Source organism: Bdellovibrio sp. BIS2, assembly GCF_055398295.1.
Genome location: NZ_AP035879.1, coordinates 1131247 through 1150522, shown reverse-complemented (window position 1 = coordinate 1150522; position 19276 = coordinate 1131247). Strand labels below are relative to the sequence as shown.

At 50.5% G+C, this 19276-nt stretch carries 19 protein-coding genes and 1 tRNA gene; 7 read left to right on the top strand and 13 right to left on the bottom strand.

From position 1 onward, the window contains the following. Positions 1–102: 102 nt before the first annotated feature. Positions 103–1284 carry an MFS transporter gene (locus ACZ520_RS05560; protein WP_232468649.1) on the bottom strand — a complete coding sequence of 394 codons (1182 nt, stop codon included), beginning with the start codon at positions 1282–1284 and terminating at the stop codon, positions 103–105. 91 nt (positions 1285–1375) lie between these two features. Between ACZ520_RS05560 and ACZ520_RS05555 the strand changes: the two genes are divergently transcribed. The 3 genes from ACZ520_RS05555 to ACZ520_RS05545 all read left to right on the top strand — a co-directional run bounded on the left by ACZ520_RS05555 (position 1376) and on the right by ACZ520_RS05545 (position 3178). Further along, complete coding sequence (locus ACZ520_RS05555) at positions 1376–2266, top strand: LysR substrate-binding domain-containing protein (protein ID WP_374032395.1); 891 nt, start codon at positions 1376–1378, stop codon at positions 2264–2266. 160 nt (positions 2267–2426) lie between these two features. Continuing rightward, complete coding sequence (locus tag ACZ520_RS05550; RefSeq protein ID WP_374032394.1) at positions 2427–2720, top strand: hypothetical protein; 294 nt, start codon at positions 2427–2429, stop codon at positions 2718–2720. A 17-nt stretch (positions 2721–2737) separates the two neighbouring features. Continuing rightward, positions 2738–3178, top strand: coding sequence for a hypothetical protein (locus ACZ520_RS05545; RefSeq protein ID WP_374032393.1), 441 nt, complete (start codon positions 2738–2740; stop codon positions 3176–3178). A gap of 52 nt (positions 3179–3230) precedes the next feature. Here ACZ520_RS05545 and ACZ520_RS05540 read toward each other — a convergent pair. Next, a tRNA-Arg gene (locus ACZ520_RS05540) sits at positions 3231–3306 on the bottom strand. 69 nt (positions 3307–3375) lie between these two features. After that, complete coding sequence (locus ACZ520_RS05535; protein WP_374035232.1) at positions 3376–3981, bottom strand: TetR/AcrR family transcriptional regulator; 606 nt, start codon at positions 3979–3981, stop codon at positions 3376–3378. A gap of 51 nt (positions 3982–4032) precedes the next feature. On the opposite strand from ACZ520_RS05535, the gene ACZ520_RS05530 reads away from it, so the two are divergent. Further along, positions 4033–4635, top strand: coding sequence for an ATP-dependent Clp protease proteolytic subunit (locus tag ACZ520_RS05530; protein WP_374032391.1), 603 nt, complete (start codon positions 4033–4035; stop codon positions 4633–4635). Between the two features lie 12 nt (positions 4636–4647). On the opposite strand, the gene ACZ520_RS05525 is transcribed toward ACZ520_RS05530, so the two are convergent. The 3 genes from ACZ520_RS05525 to ACZ520_RS05515 form a co-directional block, all read right to left on the bottom strand. Continuing rightward, positions 4648–5295, bottom strand: a complete 648-nt coding sequence (locus tag ACZ520_RS05525) for a TPM domain-containing protein (RefSeq protein WP_464127720.1) — start codon at positions 5293–5295, stop codon at positions 4648–4650. A 269-nt stretch (positions 5296–5564) separates the two neighbouring features. Next, positions 5565–6317, bottom strand: coding sequence for a TPM domain-containing protein (locus tag ACZ520_RS05520; protein ID WP_374032388.1), 753 nt, complete (start codon positions 6315–6317; stop codon positions 5565–5567). Between the two features lie 13 nt (positions 6318–6330). Next, positions 6331–6921, bottom strand: coding sequence for a LemA family protein (locus tag ACZ520_RS05515; protein WP_088565841.1), 591 nt, complete (start codon positions 6919–6921; stop codon positions 6331–6333). A gap of 196 nt (positions 6922–7117) precedes the next feature. Between ACZ520_RS05515 and ACZ520_RS05510 the strand changes: the two genes are divergently transcribed. Beyond that, complete coding sequence (locus tag ACZ520_RS05510) at positions 7118–8683, top strand: pseudouridine synthase (protein WP_374032387.1); 1566 nt, start codon at positions 7118–7120, stop codon at positions 8681–8683. On the opposite strand, the gene ACZ520_RS05505 is transcribed toward ACZ520_RS05510, so the two are convergent. From ACZ520_RS05505 to ACZ520_RS05490, 4 genes are read right to left on the bottom strand one after another with little or no spacing between them, the layout of a single operon-like run. Further along, the gene (locus ACZ520_RS05505; protein ID WP_464127719.1) at positions 8680–9114 is read right to left on the bottom strand and encodes a hypothetical protein; all 435 of its coding nucleotides are present in this window, start codon (positions 9112–9114) and stop codon (positions 8680–8682) included. The two genes, ACZ520_RS05510 and ACZ520_RS05505, sit on opposite strands and share 4 nt — an antisense overlap. Then, positions 9111–9992: a phosphatase domain-containing putative toxin gene (locus ACZ520_RS05500; RefSeq protein WP_088565844.1), complete on the bottom strand. Its 882-nt coding sequence runs from the start codon at positions 9990–9992 to the stop codon at positions 9111–9113. The genes ACZ520_RS05505 and ACZ520_RS05500 overlap by 4 nt, the downstream gene beginning before the upstream one ends. A 60-nt stretch (positions 9993–10052) precedes the next feature. Next, positions 10053–10769 (bottom strand): TrmH family RNA methyltransferase, encoded by a 717-nt coding sequence (locus tag ACZ520_RS05495; RefSeq protein WP_011163712.1) that lies wholly within the window; start codon positions 10767–10769, stop codon positions 10053–10055. A 20-nt stretch (positions 10770–10789) separates the two neighbouring features. After that, positions 10790–11998 carry an acyl-CoA dehydrogenase family protein gene (locus ACZ520_RS05490; RefSeq protein WP_464127718.1) on the bottom strand — a complete coding sequence of 403 codons (1209 nt, stop codon included), beginning with the start codon at positions 11996–11998 and terminating at the stop codon, positions 10790–10792. 182 nt (positions 11999–12180) lie between these two features. Between ACZ520_RS05490 and ACZ520_RS05485 the strand changes: the two genes are divergently transcribed. Next, a complete protein-coding gene (locus ACZ520_RS05485; protein WP_088565846.1) occupies positions 12181–13281 on the top strand; it encodes a competence/damage-inducible protein A in 1101 nt (366 codons plus the stop codon). Here ACZ520_RS05485 and ACZ520_RS05480 read toward each other — a convergent pair whose 3' ends face one another. The 3 genes from ACZ520_RS05480 to ACZ520_RS05470 all read right to left on the bottom strand — a co-directional run bounded on the left by ACZ520_RS05480 (position 13282) and on the right by ACZ520_RS05470 (position 17447). Continuing rightward, entirely contained in the window at positions 13282–13647 is a 366-nt protein-coding gene (locus tag ACZ520_RS05480; protein ID WP_088565847.1) for a hypothetical protein, read from the bottom strand. Between the two features lie 192 nt (positions 13648–13839). Next, positions 13840–15036, bottom strand: coding sequence for a S1 RNA-binding domain-containing protein (locus ACZ520_RS05475; protein WP_417870008.1), 1197 nt, complete (start codon positions 15034–15036; stop codon positions 13840–13842). 116 nt (positions 15037–15152) lie between these two features. Then, positions 15153–17447 (bottom strand): vitamin B12-dependent ribonucleotide reductase, encoded by a 2295-nt coding sequence (locus ACZ520_RS05470; protein WP_464127717.1) that lies wholly within the window; start codon positions 17445–17447, stop codon positions 15153–15155. Positions 17448–17644: 197 nt separating this feature from the next. Between ACZ520_RS05470 and ACZ520_RS05465 the strand changes: the two genes are divergently transcribed. After that, on the top strand, positions 17645–19213 hold the full coding sequence (locus tag ACZ520_RS05465) for a hypothetical protein (protein WP_464127716.1): 1569 nt from the start codon (positions 17645–17647) through the stop codon (positions 19211–19213). Positions 19214–19276: the final 63 nt, after the last annotated feature.

The following is a 19276-nucleotide window of genomic DNA, read 5'->3' as shown; positions in this document are numbered from 1 at the left end:
GAGTAAAAAATGAGGATAAACTCGAGGTGCTCTCTTATCCTCATCTTTTTCTCAATGGACGGTCTCATTTTAAGACACGGGCCAGGTCGGACCTTTGCCGCGTCAGTGTCCCAGCAGGCTTCGATCAGCCTTCACCACCACCGAACCCGCACTTGCTTTTCCGCTGATGTAAGCAACCAGTGTGGCCAGCAATGAAATACCCAGCGCCGTCCAGGCTGTCGTTATCAGATTTCCATTATCGATGGAAACTCCCCCTGCCCAGGCGCCAAGCGCATTACCCAGATTGAAGGCAGCAATGTTAAGAGCGGACACCAAGGTCGGAGCTTCCGCCGCATGTTCCAGCGCCCGCATTTGCAGTGGCGGAACGGTCGCAAAACCAGCAAAGCCCAGCAGAGTGACCAAAGCCAATGCCGCCAGCTTATAACCCATCAGGAAAGTGAACCCGAACAAAACCAGAGACAGCAACAACAGAGTTCCCACCAAAGTGCGATTCAGGTGTTTATCCGCCCACTTGCCACCGACAATATTTCCCACGACCAGCCCCGCACCAAACAGCAACAGAATCGGTGAAACGGACGCCACTGCAAACCCTGATACGTCCGTCAGAATAGGTGCAATGTAAGTGAAAACGGCAAATACCCCGGCGAAGCCAAAGACAGTCAACAGCAGACTTAGCAAAACCTGCGGTTTCATCACAACACTGATTTCTTTACCCATACCTGCCGCATCACCTGTTTCTTTCTGTGCAGGAACAAAGAAGATCAACGCCGCCATCGCCAAAGGTCCCACTGCAGTCACCGCCCAGAATGTCGCATGCCATCCGTAATTTTGACCAAGCCAGGTGCCAAAGGGAACTCCCAAAACGTTCGCCAGGGTCAGCCCGGTAAACATCAAAGCAATCGCCGTGGCCCTTTGATTTGGTTTTACAAGACTGGTGGCAAGCACTGATCCGATTCCAAAGAATGTTCCGTGCGCAAAGGATGTTAACACCCGCGCGATCATCAAGATGGAATAACTGGGCGCAAGGGCGCAAATCAGATTCCCCAGAGTGAAGATCGCCATCAAAATCACCAGCGCGCGCTTCTTTGGCCACTTCGCAGAAAGCAGTGACAGCACGGGTGCCCCGATCGCCACCCCCAGGGCATAACCACTGACCAGCAGTCCCGCTGACGAAAGACTCACCCCCAGGTCCTTGGCCATTTGGGGCAACAATCCCATAATCACAAATTCAGTCGTTCCAATTCCAAACGCTCCGATCATCAGTGCGTATATTGCTAAAGGCATTTGAGCCTCCTTGTATAACCACCAATCTATCAGGATTGGGGTTGCTCATTTAGTCACGAATGGGCAAAATATATTTGATTCGGAGTCAATAATGAAAACAACCCTGGACGAGCTGCAAACCTTTATAACGATTGTGGACACAGGCTCTATCAGCGCCGCCGCTGAGGAGCTGAATCAAACTCCTTCCGGAATCAGCCGCACCCTGGCCCGACTGGAAAAAAAGCTGCGAGTGACGCTGCTAAGAAGAACCACACGTAAACTTGATCTGACTGCGGAGGGTGAAAGATTTCTGCAAAGCTCCCGGGAAGTCATTCAGGCCCTGGAAAACGCCGAAGAATCCGTGGGCTCCAAAAGCACTCCGTCAGGGGTTCTGCGTATTGATTCAGCCTCGCCGTTTATTCTGCATTCGGTGGTGCCTTACCTGAATGAGTTCCACAAACTGTACCCGGAAGTACAGGTGGAGCTGTTTAACAGTGAACGCAATATTGACCTGATCGAAAACAGAATCGATGTCGCCATTCGAATTGGAGAACTTGCAGATTCGTCCCTTCATGCTGTCAGCCTGGGACAAAGCCGAAGACGAGTTCTGGCGAGTCCCCAGTATCTGAAAGCCTATGGCACCCCCAAAAGTGTCGAGGACCTGCAGAATCATATCCTGATTGGTTTTACCGATCCCCAAAAGCTGAACCATTGGCCGCTTAAATACAGCGGTGGCACCCGCTACCCTATCAAGGCAAAATTCAGCGCCTCCAGCGGAGAAACAATTCTTCGCTTGGTTAAAAGCGGTGTCGGTATCGCCTGCCTTGGCGACTTCATGACAATCCCCGAACGCGAAAGCGGCGACTTGGTTCAAGTCCTGCCCGGCGCCGCCGTGGAACAAAAAGAGCAAATCCACGCCATCTATTACAAAAACGCGCAGTTATCATTGAGAGCCGACGTCTTCATCAAATTCCTAAAAGGAAAACTGAAAAACGCCTTGTAGAGCTTAACCAGGCCTCGTTAAAGAAGAAAGGGTTCGACTGTCCATTAAGAATACAGTCCTGGAAGATTTTCATCCTCTGGCAAATTTTAAGAAGGATCTCTCAGGTTAAAGTATATTCGATCTGTTTGAATACTTTTAATTCATGCCTGCAGGAGGTTCTGTGAAATCCGTATTTGCATCTATTATTTTCATTTTAGCTTCGACTTCGGCATTCGCTGCGAACAAGGATTGTACTGCATCGAAGAAAACCGTAGCCCAAATTGAACAACTCAGAATTATTGATCTCCCTTATAAAGTTATCGAAGTAAAAACAGTTGAAGCACTAGTGACTGACAAATGTGTAAAGTCTCGTTTAAGTAACGAAGAGATTTACAATTTATCCCAGCTGCTTTTGTCACATGAGTATTCACAAGACTCTGCAGATCAGATTATCAACGAGTTCCTTGCTCAGTAATTCCAGGAGACTTACAGATGAAAACAATTATCTCGATGATTTTTACAACGCTTGTGACCTCTTATGCTTCTGCAGGCAATGTTCAAGTTAACTGCACTGGCGTAGATGGCGCTGGTCGTGAAGTTTTGATCAGCCTTATTGATGTTACTGGCGATGGCTTTGGCAGCGCATTTGGCGTGTTAGCAGCTAAAACTGATTCAGGAGTAAATACTATTGCTACTCGCGCTTGGTTGGTCGGTCGCGAAGGCAAAATGGAAGACGAAGGAATTGGCTTTAATAAAGACCTTTATATTGAAACCGATGACGTAGCTTTGAATCTTGATAAAACAGGTCGCCAACGATACACAGGCTCCATCTGTGGCCCCCATAACAACATCAAAATCGCGGGCATTCAGTTTGGCCAAGACGACTGTTTTGACTTAGTTTGTTCTTCTAAAGGCCTAAGCACTCTTAAATAAATCCCCCAACGACAAGGGGTGCAGTCGGCAGTTGTGCCAGCGCTAAAAAGGATGGTGCAGTCGGCAGGACTCGAACCTGCAACCCCTTGGTTCGAAGCCAAGTGCTCTATCCATTGAACTACGACTGCACAGAGGGCCTCAGACTATCAATGAAGCCCGGAAGAACGCAAGGTTTGGGCTAGCGCAACGTGGCGTCATTACAAATTCACGAAATCTGTGTCGTGTTCCAAGTAAGGGCGTAAAGCGGATGTCATGCGGCTTGTCAGGTGTTTTTGGATGCCTTTTTCATTTAAAAACCCGAATTGAAAAATAGCCCCTTGGATAAGGGCTTCCAGAGTCATGGCGTAGTCTTTGACGTCCGGGATTTTTTTCAGCTCTTTCCGGGCGACAGCTTCCTCCAACAGGCGCTGGATGATTTTTCTGGTTTCTCCAAAATAGGCGGCGACCTTTTTTCGCGCTTTGGGGTCTTCAGCTTCGGTTCCCAGCCAGCGGAGATGTTCCCCCAAGCGGTCCGAATCCACGCTTTTGGCGATCAAGCGTAGAAATTCAAACAGACCAGTCAGTCCGTTCAGTTGCAGAATTTTTTCTGCATTCACCCGCCCCAGATTCTCATCCCACTTCTGGTTGCGGGCCAGAAATGCCATTTGTTTTTTGCTTTTAAATCTTTTCACCAAGGCTGCCGGGGAAAGATGGGTCGCCCTGGCGACTTGCTCGAAAGTAAATGATTCGAAACCCTCCCGGGCAATGACATCAAAAGCGGCGGACAGTACTTCGGAATCACTGGTCTTTTTAGGTCTAGCCATAGTTCTAGATAGTAAATGGATATTTACTTATTATCAACTGCGGAGGTGCTTATGGCCATCAATCCGTTCGTTATTGAGTCAACGTCCGCCGGGGAACGCAGTTATGAAATCTATTCCCGACTTTTGAAAGACCGTATTGTCATACTGGGTTCCGTGGTGAATGACGAAGTTGCGATGTCCCTTTGTGCGCAACTGCTGTTTTTGGAAGTGAATGATCCTGACAAAGACATTCATCTTTACATTAACTCCCCTGGAGGGTCTGTCTCCGCCGGGCTGGCCATTTATGATGTCATGCAGTTTATAAAATGCGATGTTGCCACTTACTGCCTGGGAATGGCTGCCAGCATGGGGTCATTTTTACTAATGGCCGGCACCCCCGGAAAGCGCCACGCGATGCCGAACAGTCGTATTCTGTTACATCAGCCGCACCTGGGGGATGGGGGCCTTGGCGGTCAGGTGACCGATATCGAAATTCATGCACGCGAGCTTGTGCGAACAAAGAAGAAAATGACAGGGATCTATGCCGCACACACGGGGCAAAAGGTTGAACATTTAGAACAGATCATGGAGCGCGACCACTATATGACTGCCGACGAGGCCAAAGCTTTTCGTCTGGTGGATCACGTCGTCCCACCTCGGAAAAAATCGGGGTGAGACCGGGGCCGATCAGATATCTTTGACGATAAGATGATTTTTAAGTTCGTTGGCTTTACCAGAATTGACCGGGAAGTGAGTTTGAAGGTCCTTGCCGCAGGCTTCAATCGCCGCTACAAATCCATCCGCCCACTTGCCGTCATGCAGATGTTTACCAAGCATACCCAGGATATCGTCCCAGTGTTCTTTCGGAAGCTTTTTGGAAATGCCTTCATCCGCCAGCACGACCGCCTTTTTTTCCATCACTGAAACGAAGATCAAAACCCCCGTCCCGTTTTCAGTGCGATGAATGCGGTTCAGATAAAATTCCAGATGAGCACGACGATGAACTGAATCCAGCTCGTCCTTTTCAGGCACAAACACTTTCTGAATCCACTTGGACTTGGCCAACACCTGCGAAAGACCAAAGAAGACCACAACAATCACCGGCCACAGGTAAACCCAAGGAGTCACCCACAACCAGTCACTGAACGGAAACTCAACAATGACCAAAAGCAGAGTCAAAAGCAAAGTCAGCGTCAAAGGCACATGCCCCACCGCTGAGGACCGACGAACAATTACAGGAACAATCTCTCCCGAAGTGGTTTCTTCCACCTTGGAAATAGAAGCCTCAATCCGCGCAAGATCCGCCTCAGAAAGATATTTATTAATCCAACTCATAAAGTTCCCTCAAAAAAACAATTACGTTTCCAAAAACCCGCCAAAACGACTTCAACACCCAAGGCTAGGCTTTAAGCAAAAAGGAGAATCCTAGGTTGTAAGCCAGGCCTCGTCTGCGACTTGGGGAAAGGCTCTTTGCCTTGCTCGCAAGTTCCGCAAGCGAACACCAAAAACCCAGCGGCAGCCACCACAGAAAACCAAGAGCGAGGACTGTCCGAAGCGGGTAAGGCAAAGAGCCTTTCCCCAAGTTGCAGCCCCGAGAGCTTGGTTTACCAACTGCCGGATGATCCCCCGCCGCTGAAGCCACCGCCGCCTCCGGACCAGCCGCCTCCGCCGCCACCGGAAGACCATCCCCCACCGCCGCCATAGCCACCGCCCCAGCCGCCACCACGAAGATGACGTCCACGACCGCCACCAAAGCGACCCAGGATAGAAATAATGATGAAGAGAATGATGATCACACCAATGGGAATATCACCGCCGGAACCGTCACGGTCACTTTTTGCAGGAACACCTTCCTGCAATCCGTTTTGTTCTGCGAACTCTTTATCCGCCAGACGCAGGATTTCGTGCGTACCCAGAACGATCCCGGCCGAAAACTGACGGGCGCGGAACAACGGCACCACCTGATCACGAATGATCCGGCTGGCGATCACATCGGGAATGGCACCTTCAAGGCCCTGCCCGACTTCGATGCGCAGCTTGCGATCATTCGCGGCAATCAGGAACAAAACGCCGTTGTCTTTTTTCTCATCCCCGAGCTTCCACTTGTCAGTGACAGCAATGGACGCCATCTCGATGGGCGTGCCATCCAAAGTGGGAACGATCAAAACCTGAACTTGAGCGACCCCGCGTTTGTTGAAGTCATAAAGAAGCTGCATCAGCTCTTGACGATCATTGCGGGAAAGATAGCCCACCTCGTCCATCACCGGACCGGTCAGCGTAGGAACCTTAAACTCAGCCCGGGCGGAAACACCCAGGGCCAAGAAGAAAGCAAAAAAGGAAACTGTCAGTAAACGCATGTTCCCTGACAAACTAGAACTTCACTTCCGGAGCTTTTTCAGCAGAAGCCTTTTCTTCCGGAGTCATGTCCCACTGAGGCATTTTTTCGAAGTGATACATGATCGCATTTGTCCAGCTTGTCGGCGGAACGCTGACCTGGTTGTTAAACACGTTGATAGACTCGATGTATCTTTGGCGAGCAATTGTGATGCGGTTTTCAGTGCCTTCCAACTGCGCCTGAAGATCACGGAAGTTCTGATCCGCTTTCAACTGAGGATACTGCTCAGACACCACCATCAAACGACCCAAAGCTTGAGACAAGCCACTTTGCGCCTGTTGGAATTTCGCCAACTGCTCAGGCGTCACTTTGGAAGGATCAATCTGCATAGCCGTCGCTTTGGCACGAGCTTCCGTCACCGCTGTCAAAGTAGCCTCTTCGTGTTTGGCATAACCCTTAACAACATTCACCAGATTCGGAATCAAATCAGCCCGACGTTTGTATTGATTGTTGACCTCAGCCAAAGCAGCCTCAGTCGCATTCTTAGATTGAGGAAGAGATTGAATCCCACAACCTGCCAAAAACGGCATCAACATCAAAGCAAGAACTAGAATACGGTTTTTCATAAAAACAAAGGCCTCCGTTAGATTCGTTAGAACTTATAGCTGGACATCGACGCGAGTTCCGCAGTGAGGCAAAACACCCTCCGCGAAGCCACCGCCAAAAAAACACGAACGAGGACTGTCTGAGCGGCGAGGTCCAGCTATAAGTTCTAACGAATCTCCCAGTGACCCACAATAAAAACCGAATTATAGTAGTCGGATGACACGGATAATTAAGCTTCAACACACCGAAATAGCGGGCTGCATCTTCGTTGACAAGATTGCAGGTCTGAACACCCATACGCCGGAGTATGGTCAGCGCGGCTGTGTCGAAATTTATGAAGAAGAACTGGATCGCAAGCTCTACACCGTGCATCGTCTGGACAAAGCCACTTCCGGCGCTTTGGTCTTTGCCACCAGTTCTGAAATTGCCGCCCAGCTAACCCAAGCCTTTGAGCAGCACAAGGTCGAAAAGAAATACCTTTTCCTGACCGACAAAAAAATCGCCCGCACGGAGTTTACCTATGAATCCTTCATCCAGAAGGAAAAAAACGTCTTCGTCAGCCGCGAAACCCAAGAGCCCAATTCCAAAACCAGTTTCAAGTGGGTGAAAGCCCTGGGTCCTTATCAGTTATGGGAAGCCGTGCCTCACACCGGCAAACCGCACCAGATCCGCCTGCATGCCGAAGCCAATGGCATCGCCGTTCTGGGTGATAGCGATCACAATGGCACCAACCATTTCCGTCTGTGCCTGCACTCGCAAGTGTTGGGCTTTGAACTGAATGGCCAGAAAGTCCGTTATGAAACCCCACTTCCCGGCTGGGCCGAAGACGACTTCACGACGGATCCCGAAGAGCAAATCCTGACTGAAGCCTTCCAGCGCCGCGAGCGCATGTACAAGTTTTCAACTTTGACTGACGAGTGTCTGCGCCTTGCCCACCGCGAGCTGGACACCTACCGCATCGACCAGTACGGCGAATACCTGTGGGTTTACTGGTATAAAGAATCCGACCCGACGGTTCAGGATTTGTTGCGCTTTGAAAAAATCGCAAAGAAATATCACAAAAAGATTCTTGTCCGAAAGATGCTCAATCGCGGGGAAGACCCGAATGCTGAGCTGCTTTGGCATATCGGCAACACCGCTTCGCGCTGGCAGGCCAAGGAAAACGGTGTGATCTATGATCTGCGCAGCGACACCGGCCTGTCGCCGGGCCTGTTCCTGGATCAGCGTGAAAACCGCCTGTGGGTCAAGAATCACGCCGAAGGCCGCAGTGTTTTGAATTTGTTCTCTTACACCAGTGGATTCAGTGTGGTGTCAGCTTTGGCTGGCGCACGCGAAGTCTGCACCGTGGACGTGTCCCAGAACTTCATCGACTGGAGCAAACACAACTTCACCATCAATGGCCTTGACCCTGAGGCGGAAAATCACGAGTTCTGGGTGCAGGACTGCATCCTGTTCCTGAAGGGCACCATCCGTCGCAAAAGAAAATTTGGCATGATCGTTTGTGATCCACCTTCTTTCGGGCGATCCAAAAACGGCGTCTTTTCCATCAGCAAGAACTTTGACGAGCTGCTGATCAACTGCATGTACTGCCTGCAAAAAGACGGTCTGCTGCTATTCTGCACCAACTACGAGAAATGGACGACAGGGGATCTGCACCTGCGCCTGAACAAACTGAAAAAAGATTTTTCATTCAAGATTCTGCCGGCCCCGGCACAAGGATTGGACTTTGAGCTCCCGGATCAGGAGCCCCTGATGAAGTCCATCATCTTAAGAAAAAACTAAGGATAAAACTCGTACCGAAGCTGAATGCGCTCCTCCCCTTGCAGGCCCATTTTAGAGCCGCTGGCATAGGGAGGAATTCCGCGTGCGGTTTTCTTCTTTTTTGACGGGTGGTATTTGTCATTCACGAAGCAATCAAAACGCTTGTCCTTGCAAAGAGTGTTGAACTCCTTTTTGTTGCCTTTGTGCACGTAAAGTTCCACCGCCTTGGTCATGCGGTCCAAGAGCGCCAGATCCTGTGGGTCCACCACGATTCCAGAGTTGCGGGCCATCTCGGCAGGATTTGCGTCAGCCTTGGGAGCCTTATCTGACTTGGACGATTTTGCTACGGCTTTCTTTTCTGCCGGCAGATCATCAAAATCCAGATCTTTCGTTTTCTTGGTCGCACAGGCTGACAACACCAGGGCCACAGCCACCATCATCAAATATTTCATCTTAGCACCCACTCACCCCAAAGCATGCCCTCTCCGTTGGGATGGGCTTTGGCATAATTATAGAACTCGGTAACGAATGCCGCACGCTCTTTCTGATAAGGATATTTCCAGTCCTTTTCATCGGCAGGCACGGTCAGCACGTCATAGTCGTTACTGAGTTCGGTATTGCGCTTGATGATTTCATCAAACGAAACGGTCTTGGCATTTTTTAACATGTCATACAAAACCATAAATGTGGTTGTACGCCCCTTACCGGCACGACAGTGGAAGTGCACCCAGGCATTTTCCGGCAGCGCGCGCACGCTTTCAATAAAACGATCCACTTCAGAATCCACCGGGCGCACGTGATCCGTCACGGTCAGACGCACGTACTGATGGCCCCCGGTGCGGATCATGCTTTCTTCGGTTTCAATGCTTTGAATAGCGGTCGTCCCCACCGTATCCCCCACACGCAGATCCCCCAACAAGCGGCGTTCGCGGCGAACAGCTTCTTCATGGTTTAGATCCGCATTGGCCCAGTCACGGTCGGCGTACCAGGTCACCGGGATGTCATTGATCAGACCGTGGGATTCCTGGCGCAGGTCAAAGACGTACAAAGAGGCCTTGTTCTTTTTAACGGGCTTAGCGACTTCTTTCAGCGCCTTCGGACTGAACGTGGCACTTCCGGACATTCGCAAAGAATCACTCTTGCGATAATTCATGGGCTTTGGCGCTGCATGGTCTTTATCAAACACCAGCTCTACCGGAGTTGTCGGCTGAGGCCTTGTCATGAAAAAAGGAATTTTAGTGCTGACCGGTTTATCCGGCTTAAGGCTTACGGTCTTTTCCGCACAGGCGGCAACCGCAAACAGAACGGGAAGCAAAAGCAGTTTCTTCATGGGGGTCCCCTTTCTTTCCAATAAGGTTATTGGAAATTAAAGGGCGACACAAGTTTGAAGTCAGGATTTAAGAGTGCCCCGGGAAAACATCTCTTCCAGATACTGGGCCGCGCTGTCTTGGGTTCTCATGTAATAGTGAGCCCGCAAGATCCCCTGCTCTTCTTCCGTCAGGGACGCGTTGGTTCCACGGCGTTTCAAGCGGTCCTGGGAGATATGATAAAGCCCCAAAGCACCGGCCACGGAAATATTGAAACTTTGCACAAAGCCTGTCATGGGAATGATGATAGTCTGATCAGCCGCTGCAATCATTTCAGGGGTCACACCGTCACGCTCGTTCCCCAGCACCAGCGCCGTCTTGCCGCTGAAATCAATTTCGTGCAGAGGTTTCGCGTTCGCATCCAGATGGGTCACATAGATTTTGTAACCCTGATTCTTCAAAGCCTTCACACAGTCCGCAGTCTTTTTCCATTTTTTGACTTCGACCCACTTGTCAGCCCCTTGGGTGACACGATTGGCTTCTTTGAATTTTTCCTGGGTTTCAATGACGTGGAAATTGCCAAAACCAAGACCCTCGGCAGATCTCATCACGGCAGAGATATTGCCCCGGTCATAGATGCCCTCAAGCACCACGGCTGTGTCAAAATTGCGAAGCGCCACCACTTTTTCGATCTTCTGGCGGCGTTCGTCTGTCAGCAGGGGCCCTATCTTCTCCAGCACCAACTGGTAGTTCACGCGAAGATTGGCATTGATTTCAAGTTCGGGCCCGTATGGGAACATTCTGACCTCGGTAGACAGGACTATTTGTAAAGAGCTTCCGGATTTTTTGCCAGGTCGCGAGTGATGTTTTTCTGGTGGGCTTCCAAAGTCCCGCCACCGATCTCAAGCAACTTCGCGTCTCTCCAAAGTCTTTCCACCACGTATTCGCCCACGTAACCGTAACCACCCAGAACCTGGATCGCGCGGTCGGCCACGTTTTTCGCCATGGTTGTCGCCACAAGCTTAACACCGTCAGAATCCAGACGGTTGCCTTCTTTGTTCAAGTCCATACGGCGTGCTGTTTCGTAAACATAAGCACGAGCCGCTTTGTATTCAGCATAGGAATCAGCGATATAACGCTGCATTTGACCGAAGTGGTTCAAAGATTTACCGAAGGCCTCACGCTCTGTCGCGTAACGGTTCATGATTTCGATAGAGCGACGGGCAATACCCAGGCTCATCGCAGCCAAAGTCAGGCGCTCGATTTCCAGGTTGCGCATCATGTGCAGCATGGAATCACCTTCGTGACCGATCAGTGCACTTGCCGGAACGTGACAGTCCTGGAACACAAGTTCCGCGGTGTTGGACCCACGCATGCCCAGTTTGTCTTTGATCTTCTGACCGACTTCGAAACCTTTGTGATCTTTTTCAACCAGGAAAGTGGAGATCAAAGCACGACCGTGCTTTTCTCCGGTGCGAGCGTAAACCAGCACCAGATCACACGGAGTGTTGTTTTCATCGATAGTTCCGTTGGTGATCCACATTTTGCGGCCGTTGATGATGTACTCGTTACCTTTTTTTACCGCTGTCGTCTGCATGCCCAGAACGTCGGTGCCGATTGCAGGCTCAGACATCGCCATGGAACCCACCCATTCACCAGAACATAGTTTTGGTAAAACGCGGTGACGTTGTTCATCACTGCCGTTCACGGCAATATTGTTCACACACAGCATGGAGTGCGCTAGGTAAGCCAGGCAGAAGCCCGGATCTGCAGCTGAAAATTCTTCGTGAACGATCGTGGCTGCAGTTGCATCCATCCCGGCACCGCCGAATTGTTCAGGAACCGTGATACCCAAAAGCCCCAGTTCCCCGACTTTGCGGAAAAGCTCCAAATTGAATTTTTCACTGCGGTCGTGTTCATGCGCCTGAGGTTCGATCTCAGCTTCAGTGAAAGCCTTCAAAGTTTCACGCAACATTGCGTGTTCAGGTGTTGGATTGTACAGATCAAACTCTTTCCAATTGAAAGACATAAAACGACTCCTTAAAACGGTGCAGTACAGTCTGGTGAATCTATGTAGTGACTGCCTTCTGGGCAAGGTTTTGACCACAATAATGCGTCGCATCCGCACCATTTAACAAGAGGCTTGGCGTTGCTTCTGGACGCAAATCCGGGGGTAGAATACCTTAAAGTTCCTCGAGGAGACCGCTGACTATGAAAGCCGCTGTATTGGGCATTGGAACTGAGCTGACCGATGGGCAAATTGTAAACAAAAACGCCTCTTGGATCTCTAAAAAGCTAAAAGACTTGGGGTTGACCACCAAAGCCCACCTGGTGGTGCCGGACGAGCGCCCCCTGATGCTTGAAGGAATCGAGTTCTGTGCCGCCAAGGCGGATTTGATTTTTATTACCGGAGGCCTGGGCCCCACATCGGACGATTTCACCCGTGATGTCGTGGCCGACTGGGCAGGGAAAAAGCTGCAGTTTGATGAGGGTAGCTGGCAGCACGTCAACGACCGCCTGACCTCGCGTGGTTACGTCGTGAAGGACATCCAGCGCCAGCAGTGCTATTTCCCGCAAGGCGCCACCATTCTTCCCAATCGCGAAGGCACAGCCAACGGGTTTACCCTGGAAGCCCACGGTAAAAAAGTTTTTGTCCTGCCCGGCCCACCACGCGAAATCGAAGCCGTGTGGGATGCAAACATTCAAAGCTGGCTTTCTGAACAGGCAAAGAGTCTGGATCCCTATCTGACCCGCAAATGGGACACCCTGGGTGTCGGTGAATCCGATATTGCCGTGATCGTCGAGGAGGTTCTAAAGGATGTGGCAGTGGAAAAAGGTTACCGCGTGCATCTGCCTTACGTGGAAGTGAAGGCGTCGTATTATCGCAGTCAAGAATCCGCCTTACAGCCCGCCTTTGACCGCCTGACTGAGGCACTGCAATTTTGCACCCTGGCCCGCGATGGCGAGGACGCGGCTGAAATCTTTGCCGCAAAACTGAAACAGATTCCTTCTCTTTGTGTGATTGATGAAGTGACCGGCCAGTTTTTGATGAACCGACTGATGCCGGTGCTGCGTGGTTTTATGACAGATCAAATGTGGAGTTTTTCAAAATCCCGTGAGGTGAAAAGCCCGGCAGGTCTGCATCTGCACGTTTTGCCGAAGGATGAACACAGTTGCGAAGTCAGTCTGGAATACAAGGGCCGGAAGGTGAAGGACGTTATCACCAGCCCTTATAAGTCGGCGAATATGAAAGAGCGCCGTCATCAGTACTTTGCCGAGATGGCGCTGATTTTCTGGATTCGCAATCTGTGACTAGCCGGCCTTTTTAAAGCCCGAGAAAAGCCTTCCGAAGAAACTTTTCTTCGTCCAGTCTTCCGGTGCCTGCACCAGACGATGATAGTTTTGGTCTGCATAGCGAAGATGATCATACACCATCGCACAGGCATCCTGGATCGAGTTGTACTCTTTCGGTGTGATCGAATTGCGATAGAAATCCCCGGCGACATCAATGCTGCCGTTGGAATTCAGGAACACTTCAATCACTCCGAAGTCGAAGTACTTGCGTTGCTCCAGGGGGCGCAGTTTCAGACCTTCAAATTTGAAGTTCTGAAACAACCAGCGTTCGTTGGCATTTTCCAGAATTTTTGTCTCAATGTAAGACACAATGTTGCTGTTCATATTCCCTCACCCTGATGGACGTTCTGATAGGGCATAAATCTGCATTTCTTATCGGTTCATGGAACACTTTTATTTAGGATTAACCAGAAAATTGATGAAAAACTGATTTAAGTCCTAAAGTAAAAACAAAAGCCCCCTGGAGTATTTGCTCCAAGGGGCTTTCCATAATTTCAAATTGTCGAGGAAGATCCGTTAGTTCTTCTTGATGTTAAGACCTTTTAAAGCCTCTGCCATCGCCCCCAGACCGGATGAGGTCGTGGAGTGAGACTTCCAACTGTGGTCTTCCGCTTCTCCAGGCAACGCCAAAGAAATTTTCTTTTCTTCGAACATGATCTGATCAACCTGAACAGTCACATCGTCACCGCGCTTTTTGTTTTCGTATTGAGCGGCATCCACGGAATCACGCCATTTGGAACGAGGCAAAAGACCCGTCACACCCGGCGCGATGTTCACAAACAATCCATAGGTCTCTTTCTTTTCCACTTTCCCCTGCACCACTGTGCCCACCGGGAATTTCTGCGGAACTGCCATCCAAGGATTGCCTGCACCGTCAGCCTGTTTCAAAGAAAGGGAGATTTTCAGACGACCGTCGATTTCTTCCATTTTCAAAAGCTTCACTGTCACCGGCTGACCGGCCATAACCACTTCTTTTGGGTCATGAACGCGGGACCAGGAAAGTTCAGAAACGTGGATCAGACCTTCGATACCCGCTTCAAGCTCAACAAATGCGCCAAACTTTTCCAGACGAACGATTCTGCCCTCAAGCAAAGCGCCCGGCTGATGTTTCAGCATGAAAGTACCTTCGTTTTCAGCTTTTTGCAGATCCAGAACCTTGCGGCGGGAGACAACAATGTTGCGCCCTTTTGGATCCAACTGAGTGATCATGAAGTCGAATTTTTTACCCACGTATTCGTTGGCATCCTGAACAAAGCGGCTGTCGATCTGACTGATCGGGCAGAACGCGGTTTTACCCTGGATGTTCACACGGAAGCCGCCATTGCAGGTCTCCGTCACGCGGCCTTCCACTGGAAGTTCCATGTCGAAAGCGTCTTCCAAAGAATCTGTGGAAGCATTCATCGAGCCTTTTTTAGCCAGACGAACTTCGCCACCTTTGATGGAAGTCACAACGCAGTCGATGTAATCGCCGACTTTGTATTTTACTTCTTTATTTTCATCCAACAGATCCTTGGTCAGGATCATACCGTCAGTCGGAGTGCCCGTGGCTACGAAAGCCTCTTCTTTACCGATGGAAAGAATCTCGCCATGAACCTGATCGCCCACGGAAAGTTTTGTCTTCATCCCTTTTTCGGATTGAGCAAAAAGTTCTTCGAAACTTGCGAAGTCTTTTGTCTCGTTAATATCATCACCAAAAATATCTTTTTTAGACATAAAGCAGTCCTTAGTTATAGAGAACAGAGAGAATAAAGGCCCCACCAAACTTTGACCAGCACCGCCGCACAAAGCCAAAAAGAAGGTTCAAGGACTGGCGGACGCTTTTCAGCGCTTTAGGAGCAGCCCACTGTAGTCCCGCAGTTCGGGCATCTATAGCACCCACTCGTAAGCACTGTGTCACTCCCGCATTCCGGGCATTTCATGGTGAAGTTCGGAACACTGACCTCTTCCACCGCTTTGGGCTTTTCCTTCAGATTCAGAGGCTGGCTCTGCTTGCTGCCGTCCCGGTAAACAGCCACGGCCTTCACCCCCAGCTCCCAGGCCAGGAAGTAAATGCGGCTGATGTCCTCTTCAGTGGCGGTGCTTGGCATATTCACCGTTTTGGAAATGGCCCCACTGATGAACGGCTGCACAGCCGCCATCATCTTCACATGACTTTCCGGGGACAACACCCGCTGACCGGGCATTGCCGTGGCGGTGTCAAAGACCGGCAGGTCTTCCGGGTGCATTTGCGGAGCCCCCACGACCGAGTTGTTTTCCTCGACGTACTTCAGAATCGCCTGACGTTCTTCCTCGGTGTACTGCAGAGCTTTCAAAGCCGCATCGACAGACTGATTCACAATCTGAATTTCGCCCCCGCCCACAAGTTTTTTAAATTTGATCAGAGAAAAATCCGGCTCGATCCCCGTGGTGTCACAATCCATCAAAAGACCGATGGTTCCGGTCGGCGCAATCACTGTGGCTTGAGAGTTTCGGTATCCGTATTTTTCGCCGTTATACAAAACACCCTTCCACAGGTTTTTCACCGCTTTGTCGATTCCGGAAGGCAGCATCTTCCACGCCACCTGATTCAAGGCGCGCTCGTGCATTTTCATCACCTTCAGCATCGATTTGCTGTTTTTGCGATAGCCCGCAAATGGCCCCTTGGCTCGAGCCATCTCGGAACTGGTCAGATATGCGACCCCCGACATCAGCGCCGTCAAAGACCCCGCCCAGGCACGGCCCTCGTCACTGTCATAGGCCACACCTTTTCGCATCAACAGGCTTCCCAGGTTGGCAAATCCCAAACCCAAAGGGCGATAGTCATGGGAATTCTGGGCAATTTTCTGCGTCGGATAGCTGGAATAATCCACCAGAATTTCCTGCGCAACGAACAGAGTTCGCGCGGTGTGAATAAACGACTCAAAATCAAAGTCCCCGTTTTCGCCCAGAAACTTCACCAGATTGATCGATGCCAGATTGCAGGCCGAATCGTCCAGGAACATGTATTCCGAACACGGATTGCTAGAATGAATGATGTCGGTTTCAGGACAGGTGTGCCACTTGTTAATCGTGTCGTGGAACTGAATGCCGGGATCAGCGCACATCCACGCGGCTCTGGTGATGCGGCTCCAGACTTCGCCTGCCGGGATCTCGCGCAGGACTTTTCCGGTCAGGCGGGCTTTCAGCTTCCACGGACGCTCAAGCTCCACGGCCTTCATAAAGGCATCGCTGACACGGACCGAATTGTTGGCATTTTGGCCAGAAACCGTGCGATAGGCTTCGCCCTCGAAATCAGCACTCAGGCCGGCGGCAATCAAAAGATGCGCTTTTTGCTCCTCGCGCATTTTCCAGTCAATGAAATCCAGAACCTCGGGGTGATCAATATCGACCACCACCATTTTTGCCGCCCGTCTGGTCGTGCCCCCGGACTTGATGGCCCCAGCGCCCTTGTCCAAAACCTCAAGGAACGAAATCAGACCCGAACTTTTTCCGCCGGAGCTGGTGGCTTCGTACTTACTGCGAATTTTTGAAAAGTTGCTGCCCGTGCCAGAACCGTATTTGAAAAGCTTGGCTTCGGTTTTCGCCAGATCAAAGATGCCTTCGATACTGTCGTCCACACTTTGGATGAAACACGCCGAGCACTGCGGGCGTTCATAGGCGTTTTTGGTGGCTTGAATGGATTTCTTTTTTTCGTCCCAGGCGAAATGCTCACTTGGACTTTGGGACTTGTAGGCTTCCCACAAACCGGCATTGAACCACACCGGGCTGTTGAAAGCTCCGCGCTGGGACAGCAGGATGAATTTCAATTCTTTGGCAAAGATGTCTGCTTCCTTGCGAGTGGCAAAGTAACCGCCCTGGCGAATGGCGGATGCAGCAATGGCCTTCACCACACGATCCACCATCTGACGAATGGAAGTTTCATGCCCTGCGCCCGGCACACCGACTTTACGGAAGTATTTGCTGGCGGCAATATCAATTGCAAGTTGTGACCAGCCTTCCGGAGCCTCGACATTTTTCATTTCGAAGAACACTTCACCCTTGCGGTTGCGAATTTCGCTGTTCACTTTTTTCCAGGCGAAAAGACTTTCTGGATTTTTGCCTCCAGAAACAAAGTACGACGGGCTGTGCAGAGTTTGTTTTTTCATACATTCAGTCTAGAGATTCTTTTACTTGGAGCCAAGCCCACGATTTCGACAGTACAGATGTGCGATATGACCATGGTCCAAGGGCCTGCGTTCTGTTAAGCCTTGGCAATCTATCCGCAGTTTAACCTGCGCGGCTTGTTTGTTTACGACAACAGACCGTTAAGAGAAATATGAGAACGTTTCAAAGGACGTGGGGAATGGATCAAAACTCGATCAAGAAAAAGCTCCTCATTATCAAATCCAAACCGGCAGGTCTTGGAACCGTCGAAGGTTTCTTAAAAAACCGCGACTGGACCATCAAGTCCACGACGAACCTCAAAGACGCTCTGATCTTTTTGGTTCAGGAACAGCCGCAGTTTGTGATGATCAGTATTGATCACCCCAACCGCAAAGTTCGAAATCTTCCCAAAATTCTGGCGCAGGCCTTCCCCTGCTGCGTGATCATCTTCGGCGAAGAAAACTCAGCGGCCAGCTTTAACATGCTGAACACCAGCAGCTGCGAATATGTGCTGTATCCCCCGGTGACCGGTCCGGCAGTGGAAAGAACCGTCAACAAATTCTATAAAGACCAACAGGCCAAAGGCGTCACCAATCCGTTTCAGCGAAATGGCACCGGCACCGCCGAAGACGGCAGTGTTATCGCCATCAAAGGCGAAGGCGGATCCACGGGAGCCCAAAGCGCCCAAAGCATTCTGCAGCAACTGCTGGCCGGTGATGACGGCAACAATCAGTTTGCCGGAATAGGCGCTGCGGATAACAACACCACCGCCACTGGCAATCCCCTGCAATCCAATATCGGCTATATGCCAGGCACAAACTCAGAACTGAATCTGGGACTGATGCAACCGTCAGCGCAGAACAACGGTCTGGGCCCAAGCTGGGCCCAACAAGGTCCCGGCGCTGGCAACAGTATGGGAAATGGCGCAGATGAAAGTGACGAAACTCTGAACGCGATGCTGATGCGTCAGAATGCCGGCAACAAGGCAGGTACAGGATGGGCGCCAATGCCCACCAAAGTGCACCGCAAGGATCGTCCGACACCTGAACAGATTGAAAAAAATCCGCTGGCGTCAAAGCAGGACTCGATCATTCTGCGTGGAACCAAAGACGCTTTGGAAAAGTCCTGCATTCAGACCAGCTTTGAGGAATCCGAGGCCATTGAAGATTCCACCAATATTTCCTGCATCGTGATCGAATCCACCCGTTTTTCCGGTTATTTGATCACCGCCATGGGAAAAGACCGCAAGCTGGATGACATTTTCCTGGGAAAAGTGCGTGAACGCCTGTTCCGTTTCCTGAAAGAAAATGGCGAAAAAATCGAAGACAGCGAATCGATGCAACTGAAAATCAAAGAGGTTCCCTTCGAGGAATGGGCTTTGGAACAAGCTGAATTCCTGCGCAAGTCCGTGCATGAAGGAAACGAGGTCGCCATGGCCTTCTTCCCACGCTCGGATGTCAAAACCACTTTTGGCGATTCCGCCGACGAGGAAATGGCCAGCATCCATCTGAATGAACTGGCTGGGGATGTGGCGGTGGAATTCAACGTTTACATTTATCTTCCCAAAAACAACAAATATGTCCTTTACACTCCCCGGGGCTCAAAATTCTTTAATGTGCAAAAGCAGCGCCTGCAGAATCAGGGCGTTTCCAACCTGCATATATTGAAAGCCGAGATCCAGGATCTGGACAAATACCGCGCCCAGAACTTCCTGAACGACAAAATCCTGGATTTTGAGGCAAAACAAAAAGACAAAGTCGTTGCCTAAAGACGTCGTTCCGGCGTTTTTCGTTGACCCCAAGCCCGGGCAAGGTTTAGCTCATAGGCACTA